We start from the raw sequence: 11637 nt of genomic DNA, 5'->3' as shown, positions 1-11637 counted from the left end.
TCCTCGAACTGAAGTCGACGATCAACACGATGGTCGACCAGCTCTCCGCCTTCGCCGACGAGGTCACCCGCGTCGCCCGCGAGGTCGGCACCGAGGGCCAGCTCGGCGGCCGCGCCCAGGTCCGCGGCGTCTCCGGGGTCTGGAAGGACCTCACCGACAACGTCAACTTCATGGCGTCGAACCTGACTTCACAGGTGCGCAACATCGCCCAGGTCACCACGGCCGTGGCCAACGGCGACCTGAGCCAGAAGATCACCGTCGACGCGCAGGGCGAGATCCTCGAACTGAAGTCGACGATCAACACGATGGTCGACCAGCTCTCCGCCTTCGCCGACGAGGTCACCCGCGTCGCCCGCGAGGTCGGCACCGAAGGCCAACTCGGCGGCCGCGCCCAGGTCCGCGGCGTCTCCGGAGTCTGGAAGGACCTCACCGACAACGTCAACTTCATGGCGGACAACCTGACCTCCCAGGTCCGCAACATCGCGCTCGTGTCCACGGCCGTGGCCCAGGGCGACCTCGGCAAGAAGATCACGGTCGAGGCGAAGGGCGAGATCCTCGAACTGAAGTCGACGATCAACACGATGGTCGACCAGCTCTCCGCCTTCGCCGACGAGGTCACCCGCGTCGCCCGCGAGGTCGGCACCGAAGGGAACCTGGGCGGCCAGGCCCAGGTGCGCGGCGTGGCTGGCGTCTGGAACGACCTGACCGAGAACGTCAACTTCATGGCGTCGAACCTGACTTCACAGGTCCGCAACATCGCCCAGGTCACCACGGCCGTGGCCCAGGGCGACCTCTCCAAGAAGATCTCGGTCGACGCGCGCGGCGAGATCCTGGAGCTGAAGGACACGGTCAACACGATGGTGGAGCAGCTGCGCGGCTTCGCCGACGAGGTGACCCGCGTGGCCCGCGAGGTCGGCACCGACGGCCGCCTCGGCGGGCGTGCAACCGTGCACGGCGTGTCGGGCGTCTGGAAGGACCTGACCGACAACGTCAACTACATGGCGGACAACCTGACCTCCCAAGTGCGCAACATCGCGCAGGTCGCCACGGCCGTGGCCCAGGGCGACCTCTCCAAGAAGATCGACGTCGACGCGCGCGGCGAGATCCTCGAACTCAAGACGACCATCAACACGATGGTCGACACGCTCTCCTCCTTCTCCTCCGAGGTCACGCGCGTGGCCCGCGAGGTCGGCTCCCAGGGCCAACTCGGCGGCCAGGCACGGGTGGAGGGCGTGTACGGCACCTGGAAGCGCCTGACGACGAACGTGAACGAGCTGGCCCTGAACCTGACGACGCAGGTCCGTGCCATCGCCGAGGTCGCGTCCGCGGTGACCTCGGGCGACATGTCCCGCTCCATCACGGTGGATGCCCAGGGCGAGGTCGCCGAGCTGAAGGACAACATCAACCTGATGGTGGCCAACCTGCGTGAGACGACCCGCGCGAAGGACTGGCTGGAGTCGAACCTGGCGCGCCTCGCGGCCCTGATGCAGGGGCACCGCGACCTCATGGAGGTCGCGGACCTGATCCTGCGCGAGCTGACCCCGCTGGTGAACGCGCAGTACGGCGCCTTCTTCCTCGCGGAGCCGGACGAGGACGACACGGCGATCCGAACGGCCATTCCCACCAAGGGACTTGCCTATATCGCGGGGTACGGATCGGCCGCCGCTTCGGTCGTCGACACGGGCGGCATGCCGGTGCACGGCCTGGTCCGGCAGGCGGCCCTGGAGAAGAAGCGCATCCTGGTGGAGGAGGCCCCACCGGACTACATCAAGATCAACAGCGGTCTGGGCGAGGCCTCCCCCGCCTCCGTCGTCATCATCCCGATCCCCTTCGAGGACAAGCTCCTCGGCGTCATCGAGCTGGCGTCCTTCTCCCGCTTCTCCGACGTCCACCTGGCCTTCTTCGACCAGTTCGTGAACACCATCGGCGTCGCGATCAACACCATCATCGCCAACTCCCGCACCGAGTCCCTGCTCGGCGAGTCCCAGCGCCTGGCGACCCAGCTGCAGGAACGGAGCGACGAACTCCAGCGCCAGCAGGGCGAATTGCAGCGCTCGAACGCCGAACTGGAGGAAAAGGCCGCCCTGTTGGCCACGAGTTCCCAGTACAAGTCGGAGTTCCTGGCGAACATGTCGCACGAGCTGCGCACGCCGCTCAACTCCCTGCTCATCCTGGCCCGACTCCTGTCCGACAACCCGGACGGCCATCTCAACGACCAGGAAGTCCAGTTCGCGACGACGATCCACCGCTCCGGCTCGGACCTCCTCCAGCTCATCAACGACATCCTGGACCTGTCGAAGATCGAGGCCGGGCGGATGGACGTACGCCCCAAGAAGCTCCCCCTCATCAAGCTCCTCGACTACGTCCACGCGACCTTCCGGCCCATCACCCTCGACCGGGGCCTCGCCTTCGAGGTGTCGGTCGGCGAGGACGTGCCGCGCGAGGTCTTCTCCGACGAACAGCGCCTCCAGCAGATCCTGCGCAACCTCCTGTCGAACGCGATCAAGTTCACCGCCAACGGCAAGGTGGAGCTGCGCGTGAGCCGGGTCAAGGACCCCGAGCACAAGTACGTGCGCGAGGCCGAGGACCTGATGGCGTTCGCCGTGTCCGACACCGGCATCGGCATCGCCCGCGACAAACTCCCCGTCATCTTCGAGGCGTTCCAGCAGGCCGACGGCACCACCAACCGCAAGTACGGCGGCACGGGGCTCGGTCTGTCCATCAGCCGGGAGATCGCCGGACTGCTCGGCGGCCGCATCATCGCCGAGAGCGAACCCGGCGAGGGCTCCACCTTCACCCTGTACGTCCCCGTGGTCTATCCCGGCCACGAGCCGGTTGCCGAAGCCCCGCCGCTCCACCGCGCCCCGGACCGGACGCCGCTGCTCCCGGCGCAACTGGCCGAGCCCACCGAGGCGTTCACGATCCACGAGCAGGAGGACAACTGGCCGACGCCGACGAAGCTGGAGCAGTGGAAGACCGGCCTGGCGGGCAAGGTGCTGCCGGGCCGCCGCGTCCTCATCGTCGACGACGACATCCGCAACGTGTTCGCGCTCACGCACGTGCTCGGCCGGGTGGGCATGCCCGTCCTCTACGCGGAGAACGGCCGGGAGGGCATCGAGACCCTCGACGGCAACCCGGACATCGAACTCGTCCTGATGGACATCATGATGCCGGAGATGGACGGTTATGAGACGATCTCCGTCATTCGCGGGACACCACGCTGGGCAGGTCTGCCGATCGTGGCCCTCACCGCCAAGGCCATGCCCGGCGACCGGGAGAAATCGATCGCCAAGGGCGCCAACGACTACGTACCCAAACCGGTGGACGTCGATCAGCTGCTGACCGTCGTGTGCGACCTCCTGGCCCCCGAGGTCGACGACACCACGGACGAACCCACCGCATCAGGGGAACAGGAGAGCACCGTCGATCCTGTCGCCCCGCCGACGATCGAGTGAGGCACCGTCACCATGACCACCGCAGAAACGAGTTCGGACGAACGGGCCAGCATCCTCCTGGTCGACGACATGGAGGACAATCTGGTCGCACTGGAAGCAGTGCTGGGCTCCCTCAACGAGCCGCTGGTGCGGGCGCGTTCGGGCGAGGAGGCGATGAAGGCGCTGCTGCGCCGCCGCTTCGCGGTCGTCCTGCTCGACATCCGGATGCCCGGCATGGACGGCTTCGAGACGGCGACGAACATCAAGCGCCTGGACCAGACGAAGGACGTCCCCATCATCTTCCTCACGGGCACGGACGCCGACGCCGGGTACGCCTTCCGCGGCTACGCGACGGGCGCGGCCGACTACTTGACCAAGCCCTTCGACCCCTGGGTGCTGCGCGCGAAGGTCACCGTCTTCCTGGACCTGCACCGCAAGACGCAGCAGCTGGAGCGGCTGCTGGCCCGCGAGCAGCGGCAGTTCGACGCGCTGACGTCCCGGATGGCCTCGATCGAGCGGCAGCTGGCCGCGCACGCGGCGCCCGACGTCCGCGAGCTGCGCGGTGACATCGCCCGCATGCAGGAGACCCTCCGCACGATGAGGCGCCCCTGATCCGACGGGAGCGGGGCGCCTCGACCGCGCGTCACGGAACCGCTATCCCTCGCGGGACCCGGCGTACATCTCGTCGAGCAGCTCCTTGTACTGCCGCTCGACGACGGGCCGCTTGAGCTTGAGGCTGGGCGTCAACTCGCCGTGCTCGATGTCGAGATCACGCGGCAGCAGCTTGAACTTCTTGATGGTCTGCCACTTCTGGAGACCCTGGTTCAGCTCCTGGACGTACCCGTCGATGAGCTGGACCGTGGCGGGCGCGGCCATGATCTGCGCGTACGACGCACCGCCGAGCCCGTTCTCCTTGGCCCAGTCCAGGATGGCGGGCTCGTCGAGCGAGATGAGCGCGGAGCAGAAGTTCCGGTCGGCCCCGTGCACCAGGATGTTGGACACGTACGGGCACACGGCCTTGAACTGTCCCTCGACCTCGGCCGGCGCGATGTACTTGCCGCCGGAGGTCTTGATCAGGTCCTTCTTCCGGTCGGTGATCCGCAGGTACCCGTCCGCGGAGAGCTCGCCGATGTCACCGGTGTGGAACCATCCGTCGCTCTCCAGCACCTCGACGGTCTTCTCGGGCAGCCCGTGGTAGCCCTCCATGATGCCGGGGCCGCGCAGCAGGATCTCCCCGTCGTCCGCGATCCGCACCTCGGTGCCGGGCAGCGGCTTGCCGACGGTGCCGGTCCGGTACGCCTCGCCGGGGTTGACGAAGGACGCGGCCGACGACTCGGTCAGGCCGTAGCCCTCCAGGATGTGCACGCCCGCGCCGGCGAAGAAGTAGCCGATCTCGGGCGCGAGCGCCGCCGACCCGGACACACAGGCCCGCAGCCGCCCGCCGAAGGCCTCCCGCAGCTTGCTGTAGACCAGCGCGTCGGCGACCTTGTGCTTGGACGCGAGCCCGAAGGGAACCGAATTCACGCCGGTCCTGCGGAAGTTGTCCTGGCTGACCTTCGCGTACTCGCGCGCGACGCCGGCCGCCCACTGGAAGATCTTGTACTTGGCGTTGCCCCCGGCGCGCGCCTTGGCGGCGACCCCGTTGTAGACCTTCTCGAAGATGCGCGGCACGGCCGCCATGTACGTGGGCTGCACGATCGGCAGATTCTCGATGATCTTGTCGACGCGGCCGTCGACGGCGGTCACGTGCCCGACCTCGATCTGCCCGCTGGTCAGCACCTTGCCGAAGACGTGCGCGAGCGGCAGCCACAGGTACTGCACGTCGTCCGCGCCGACCAGGCCCGTCGCGGAGATCGCCTTCGCCATGTACGACCAGTTGTCGTGCGGCAGCCGTACGCCCTTGGGCCGCCCGGTGGTCCCGGAGGTGTAGATGAGCGTGGCGAGCTGGTCCTTGCGGATCGCCGCGACGCGCTCCTTGACGACGTCCGGGTTCTTCTCCAGGTAGGCGGCGCCGCGCGTCTCCAGGTCCTCCAGGGTGAGCAGCCAGCCGTCGGGGTCCGAGGCGTCGGGCTCCACCCCTGTCGCGTCGATCACGACCACGTGGCGCAGCTCGGGCAGGTCGGCCCGCCGCTCGCGCGCCTTGGCGAGCTGCGCGGCGTCCTCGGCGACGAGCACCTTCGACGCGGAGTCGGACAGGATGAACGCCGACTCCTCGGCGTTGGTCTGCGGGTAGATCGTGGTGGTCGCCGCGCCCGCGCACATGATGCCGAGGTCGGCGAGGATCCACTCGACCCGCGTCGAGGCGGCCAGCGCCACCCGCTCCTCGGGCTGCACGCCCAGCTCGACGAGGCCGGCCGAGATGGCGTAGACCCGCTGCGCGGCGCCCGCCCAGCTCAAGGACTTCCAGTCGTCGGGGCCCTGGCCGGAGGGGGCGGGCACCGGGTAGCGGTAGGCCTCGGCATCCGGTGTGGCCGCCACGCGCTCCAGGAAGAGAGACGCCACGGACGGCGGCCGGTTCTCGATCAGGGTCTGTGTGTCGCTCACGACGTCCTCCGGGGGCCCGCGGCTGTGTGCAAACGCGGCTTGTTTAACTGGCGAGTAACCATTGAGCAGTGATCAGCGTAAGGGGCGCTCGCCCGGCGCGTAAGAGGCCCCGGCAGTGAACTTGCGCGGGCGCGCCCCAGGGGCCCCGGCGCACACACGGCCCACACAGAAAAACGAGGGGCCCGGCACGCTTGTGTGCGTACCGGGCCCCTCGTGAAGGCGCCGCCGCCGGACGGTTCCGGGGCCGGCCGGCTACTTCTTGCTCTTGGCACCGCCGCTGTCGTCGCTGGACAGAACCGCGATGAAGGCTTCCTGCGGCACCTCTACGGAGCCGACCATCTTCATGCGCTTCTTGCCCTCCTTCTGCTTCTCGAGCAGCTTGCGCTTACGGGAGATGTCACCGCCGTAACACTTGGCGAGGACGTCCTTGCGGATGGCGCGGATGGTCTCGCGGGCGATGACCCGGGAGCCGATCGCGGCCTGGATGGGCACCTCGAAGGCCTGCCGCGGGATCAGCTCGCGCAGCTTGGCGACGAGCCGCACGCCGTACGCGTAGGCCTGGTCGCGGTGCGTGACGGCGGAGAAGGCGTCGACCTTGTCGCCGTGCAGCAGGATGTCGACCTTCACCAGGTTCGCGGTCTGCTCGCCGGTGGGCTCGTAGTCCAGGGAGGCATACCCGCGGGTCTTGGACTTCAGCTGGTCGAAGAAGTCGAAGACGATCTCGGCGAGCGGCAGCGTGTAGCGGATCTCCACGCGGTCCTCGGAGAGGTAGTCCATGCCGAGCAGGGTGCCGCGCCGGGTCTGGCACAGCTCCATGATCGAGCCGATGAACTCGCTCGGCGCGAGGATCGTGGCGCGCACGACCGGCTCGTAGACCTTGTCGATCTTGCCTTCGGGGAACTCGCTCGGGTTGGTGACGGTGTGCTCGGTGCCGTCCTCCATGTCGACGCGGTAGACCACGTTCGGCGCGGTGGCGATCAGGTCGAGCCCGAACTCGCGCTCCAGGCGCTCGCGGATCACGTCGAGGTGCAGCAGCCCGAGGAAGCCGACGCGGAAACCGAAGCCGAGGGCGGCGGAGGTCTCCGGCTCGTAGACCAGGGCGGCGTCGTTGAGCTGGAGCTTGTCCAGGGCCTCGCGCAGGTCCGGGTACTCCGAGCCGTCCAGCGGGTACAGGCCCGAGAACACCATCGGCTTGGGGTCCTTGTAGCCGCCGAGCGCCTCCGTCGCACCGTTGTGCAGGGAGGTAATCGTGTCACCGACCTTGGACTGACGCACGTCCTTCACGCCGGTGATGATGTAGCCCACCTCGCCGACGCCGAGGCCGTCGGCCGACAGCATCTCGGGCGAGTTGGTGCCGATCTCCAGCAGCTCGTGGGTGGCTCCGGTGGACATCATCCGGATCCGCTCGCGCTTGTTGAGCTGGCCGTCGACGACACGTACGTACGTGACGACGCCACGGTACGAGTCGTAGACCGAGTCGAAGATCATCGCGCGGGCCGGGGCGTCCGCGACGCCGACCGGGGCGGGGATCTCCTTGACGACCTTGTCGAGCAGCGCGTCCACGCCGACGCCGGTCTTCGCGGAGACCTTGAGCACGTCCTCGGGGTCGCAGCCGATGAGGTTGGCCAGTTCCTCGGAGAACTTCTCGGGCTGGGCGGCCGGCAGGTCGATCTTGTTCAGCACCGGGATGATCTTGAGGTCGTTCTCCATCGCCAGGTAGAGGTTGGCGAGGGTCTGGGCCTCGATGCCCTGGGCGGCGTCGACGAGCAGGACCGTGCCCTCGCACGCGGCGAGCGAGCGCGAGACCTCGTACGTGAAGTCCACGTGGCCCGGGGTGTCGATCATGTTGAGGATGTGGGTACTGCCCTGGTCCGGGCCCTCGGTGGGGGCCCAGGGCAGTCGCACCGCCTGGGACTTGATCGTGATGCCGCGCTCGCGCTCGATGTCCATCCGGTCGAGGTACTGAGCACGCATCTGCCGCTGCTCGACCACTCCGGTCAGCTGGAGCATCCGGTCGGCGAGCGTGGACTTGCCGTGGTCGATGTGCGCGATGATGCAGAAGTTGCGGATCAGAGCCGGGGCGGTACGGCTCGGCTCGGGCACATTGTTAGGGGTCGCGGGCACGCAGGGTCCTGTCTCTTGAGGCGCCTTATGCCTCGGGTCGGATCTATACGTAGCTTCCATCGTCCCATGGCCCGGGCACTGCGACCGGTTTGAGCCGGTGGGAGTACGGCTGCTACCGTGGGCAGCTGTGTCTCATGCCCTCTCAGCAGGAGGCACACACTCAGAGAAAATCATCGGCGCGGGACCCTCACCGGCCCCGTGCCTGAACCTGCAAAGGCTCATTTCGTGGCGAACATCAAGTCCCAGATCAAGCGGATCAAGACCAACGAGAAGGCTCGTCAGCGCAACAAGGCTGTCAAGTCCTCCCTGAAGACCGCGGTCCGCAAGGCCCGTGAGGCCGTTGCCGCGGGTGACCTCGAGAAGGCCACCGAGTTCCAGCGCGCTGCCGCGCGTGAGCTCGACAAGGCTGTCTCGAAGGGTGTCATCCACAAGAACCAGGCCGCCAACAAGAAGTCGGCGCTTGCTTCGAAGGTCGCGACCCTCAAGGGCTGAATCTGACGTCCAGGACCTGTTCCTGGACTCCTCTGGATCTTTTGTGATCTGACGCCGGAAGGACCCGGGCGGGCCCTCTCTCATCCGCCCCCGACCGGCACCCCCGAGCCGCACACGGCCTGCGTTCGCCACGCGGGTGCGGCTCACACAGAGCGTGATCCGAAGGCCCCGCTCCCCGCCCTTCCCAGGGCTCGGGGAGCGGGGCCTTCGGCATGTCCGCGGCCGTGGTCTACCCGCGCGAGCGCGCGGCCCGCGCGATCGTCACCACGGCCTTCTCCAGGGCGTACTCCGGGTCGTCCCCGCCGCCCTTCACGCCCGCGTCGGCCTCGGCCACGGCCCGCAGCGCCACGGAGACTCCGTCGGGGGTCCAGCCGCGCATCTGCTGGCGCACCCGGTCGATCTTCCACGGCGGCATGCCCAGCTCGCGCGCCAGGTCCGCGGGGCGCCCCCCGCGCGCGGACGACAGCTTCCCGATGGCCCGCACGCCCTGCGCGAGCGCGCTGGTGATCAGCACCGGCGCGACCCCGGTCGACAGCGACCAGCGCAGCGCCTCCAGGGCCTCCGCGGCCCGCCCCTCGACCGCCCGGTCGGCCACGGTGAAGCTGGACGCCTCGGCCCGGCCCGTGTAGTACCGCCCGACGACGGCCTCGTCGATCGTGCCCTCGATGTCGGAGCCGAGCTGGGTCACGGCCGAGGCCAGCTCCCGCAGATCGCTGCCGATGGAGTCGACGAGGGCCTGGCACGCCTCGGGGGTCGCGGAGCGCCCGAGCACCCGGAACTCGTTGCGCACGAAGGCGAGCCGGTCCGCCGGTTTGGTCATCTTCGGGCAGGCGACCTCCCGGGCTCCCGCCTTGCGCGCGGCGTCCAGGAGCCCCTTGCCCTTGACGCCTCCCGCGTGCAGCAGCACCAGCGTGATCTCCTCGGCGGGCGAGCCGAGGTACGCCTTCACGTCCTTGACCGTGTCCGCCGACAGGTCCTGCGCATTGCGCACGACGACGACCTTGCGCTCGGCGAACAGCGACGGGCTCGTCAGCTCGGCGAGCGTGCCGGGCTGCAGCTGGTCGGGGCTGAGGTCGCGCACGTCGGTGTCCGCGTCGGCGGCGCGGGCGGCCGCCACCACCTGCTGCACCGCGCGGTCGAGCAGCAGGTCCTCCTGGCCCACCGCGAGGGTGAGCGGGGCGAGGGGATCGTCGTTTGCACTCTTCCTGGCCATCGCCGACAAGCATCCCACGGGGTACTGACAACCCGGCCGGACCGCTCGTCGACGGCCCGGCTACGGCTCCTCGCGCCAGCCGTCCCACCCGGCCGCGAACGCGTCCAGTTCCCCGGGGTCGAGCCGGCCCCGGGGGTCCTCGACGACCACCAGCCACTGCGCGTCCTCGGCGTCGTCCTCACCGGCCAGCGCGTCCCGTACGAGCTGGGGCTCCTCGGCCACCCCGAACTGCTCGCCGAGCGCCTCGGCGACCGCCTCCGCGGCATCGCGGTCGGGCAGCACCAGTACGTGTCTCACATCGCTCACGTCCCCATTTTCCGGCACGCGCCGACCACCTCTGCACGCGGCATCTCCCGGCTCGCGCCGACCACCGCGGGACGCGGCATCTCCCGGCTCGCGCCGACCACTGCGGGACGCGGCATCCTCCGGCACGCGCCGACCGCTCTGTACGCGGCTCAGCCCTTGGGCACGATCTGCACGTCGAGGTCGATCTTGACGCTGGAGCCGACCACCGCGATGCCCCGCGCGAGCATGGTCTGCCAGCTGACGGTGAAGTCGTCGCGGTGCAGCTCGGTGGTGGCACGGCAGGCGGCCCGGGGCTCGCCCTCCATGCCGTTGCCCACGCCCAGGTACTCCGCGTCCAGGGTGACCGTGCGCGTCACGCCGTGCAGCGAGAGCGCGCCGGTGATGCCCCAGCGGCTGCCTCCGCGGTGCATGAAGCGTTCGCTGTAGAACTCCAGGGTCGGGAAGCGGTCGACGTCGAGGAAGTCGCCGGACCTCAGGTGGTCGTCGCGCATCTTCACGTTCGTGTCGATGGACGAGGCGTCGATGACGACGTGCATGGCGGACTGCTCGATGCGGTCGGCGACGCGCAGCGCGCCCGCGAACGTGTTGAACCGCCCGTGGATCCGCGCGAGCCCGATGTGCCGCGCGGTGAACGCGATCGAGGAGTGCGTCGGCTCGATCTCCCAGTCCCCGCGCGCGGGCAGCTGCGGCGGCGAGGCGACCTGGAGCATGACGTCACCGAGCGAGGCGTGCCCGCTCGCGGCGACGGAGGCGCTGCCGTGGAACGGGGCGTACCCTTCCGCCGACACGGCCAGCCGGTACTCGCCGGCGGGCACCGTCGTCACGAACGAGCCGAACGGGTCGGCGCCCCCGCTGACCACCTTGCGCCCCATCGCGTCGCTCACGGCGAACTCCGCGTCCTTCACCGGCTCGTTGACGGGATCGAGGGCCCGGCAGCTGAGCACTCCCGCACTCGGCGGCAGCGTCACCGCCGCGAGAGGATTGGTCCGTTGAGCCCGGTTCGTACGGTTTCCCAGCCAGCGGCCGAACATGACCTACCCACCCCTGTGCGCCTTGACAATGATAGTTGCTACGTGAACGAAGAAGCATTCGACCATCGTTGCGGCTTTCGAGGCAACACGGGCCCACATCACGGGAATGACGGAGAAGGTGCGGGCGTGCCCCTGACTGATCCGAATTAGCCCCTCCGGTTGGCGTTTCACCAGCTCAGTGGCTTTTCTACTCACTGGTAGCAACGAGTCCGACACCATCCGCCGACAGCGCGCCGCCCCCTCCCTCCGTACCGTCGCGCGCAACCCTCTCCCGGCCGCCCGCGGCTCCGCTCCGTGCCGCACGACCGCCTCGCCCTTCCGGAACTCCCGTGCCCTGCTTGCCGAATGCCGCGTCGGAGGCCGGTCTCAGGGACCCATATGCGCCACCCCGAGCCCGGGCCCGCCGCCCCCGCCCCGGCCGACGACGGCGATCGACCCCGCCGTGTCCGTGCGCAGCACGGCGGCTCCCCCGGCCCGCAGCGCCGCCACCGTC

The 11637-nt window shown here is 69.1% G+C and carries 8 protein-coding genes; 3 read left to right on the top strand and 5 right to left on the bottom strand.

What is annotated here, in order from left to right; all coding sequences use genetic code 11:
- Together G3I40_RS21150 and G3I40_RS21145 are read left to right on the top strand one after the other, a co-directional pair.
- A partial coding sequence (locus tag G3I40_RS21150) for a HAMP domain-containing protein (RefSeq protein ID WP_164303705.1) occupies positions 1 to 3455 on the top strand: 3455 nt, incomplete at its 5' end.
- A gap of 12 nt (positions 3456 to 3467) precedes the next feature.
- Entirely contained in the window at positions 3468 to 4046 is a 579-nt protein-coding gene (locus tag G3I40_RS21145) for a response regulator (RefSeq protein ID WP_164303704.1), read from the top strand.
- A gap of 42 nt (positions 4047 to 4088) precedes the next feature.
- Here G3I40_RS21145 and G3I40_RS21140 read toward each other — a convergent pair whose 3' ends face one another.
- Both G3I40_RS21140 and lepA read right to left on the bottom strand, forming a co-directional pair.
- Complete coding sequence (locus G3I40_RS21140) at positions 4089 to 5978, bottom strand: long-chain fatty acid--CoA ligase (RefSeq protein ID WP_164303703.1); 1890 nt, start codon at positions 5976 to 5978, stop codon at positions 4089 to 4091.
- 252 nt (positions 5979 to 6230) lie between these two features.
- Positions 6231 to 8102 (bottom strand): translation elongation factor 4, encoded by a 1872-nt coding sequence (gene lepA, locus G3I40_RS21135; protein ID WP_164303702.1) that lies wholly within the window; start codon positions 8100 to 8102, stop codon positions 6231 to 6233.
- Positions 8103 to 8327: 225 nt separating this feature from the next.
- Here lepA and rpsT point away from each other — a divergent pair, with 225 nt between their 5' ends.
- Positions 8328 to 8594, top strand: a complete 267-nt coding sequence (gene rpsT, locus G3I40_RS21130; RefSeq protein WP_164303706.1) for a 30S ribosomal protein S20 — start codon at positions 8328 to 8330, stop codon at positions 8592 to 8594.
- Positions 8595 to 8823: 229 nt separating this feature from the next.
- Here the strand turns inward: rpsT and holA are convergent, their stop codons facing one another.
- The 3 genes from holA to G3I40_RS21115 form a co-directional block, all read right to left on the bottom strand.
- Entirely contained in the window at positions 8824 to 9807 is a 984-nt protein-coding gene (gene holA / locus G3I40_RS21125; protein ID WP_164303701.1) for a DNA polymerase III subunit delta, read from the bottom strand.
- A gap of 60 nt (positions 9808 to 9867) precedes the next feature.
- Positions 9868 to 10113: a hypothetical protein gene (locus G3I40_RS21120; protein ID WP_164303700.1), complete on the bottom strand. Its 246-nt coding sequence runs from the start codon at positions 10111 to 10113 to the stop codon at positions 9868 to 9870.
- A 149-nt stretch (positions 10114 to 10262) separates the two neighbouring features.
- Positions 10263 to 11144, bottom strand: coding sequence for a YceI family protein (locus tag G3I40_RS21115; RefSeq protein ID WP_164303699.1), 882 nt, complete (start codon positions 11142 to 11144; stop codon positions 10263 to 10265).
- Positions 11145 to 11637: the final 493 nt, after the last annotated feature.

It is taken from the genome of Streptomyces sp. SID14478 (assembly GCF_010548525.1).
Taxonomy (GTDB): domain Bacteria; phylum Actinomycetota; class Actinomycetes; order Streptomycetales; family Streptomycetaceae; genus Streptomyces.
The sequence above is the reverse complement of the archived record's forward strand: the minus strand, read 5'-3'. Positions and strand labels throughout refer to the sequence as shown.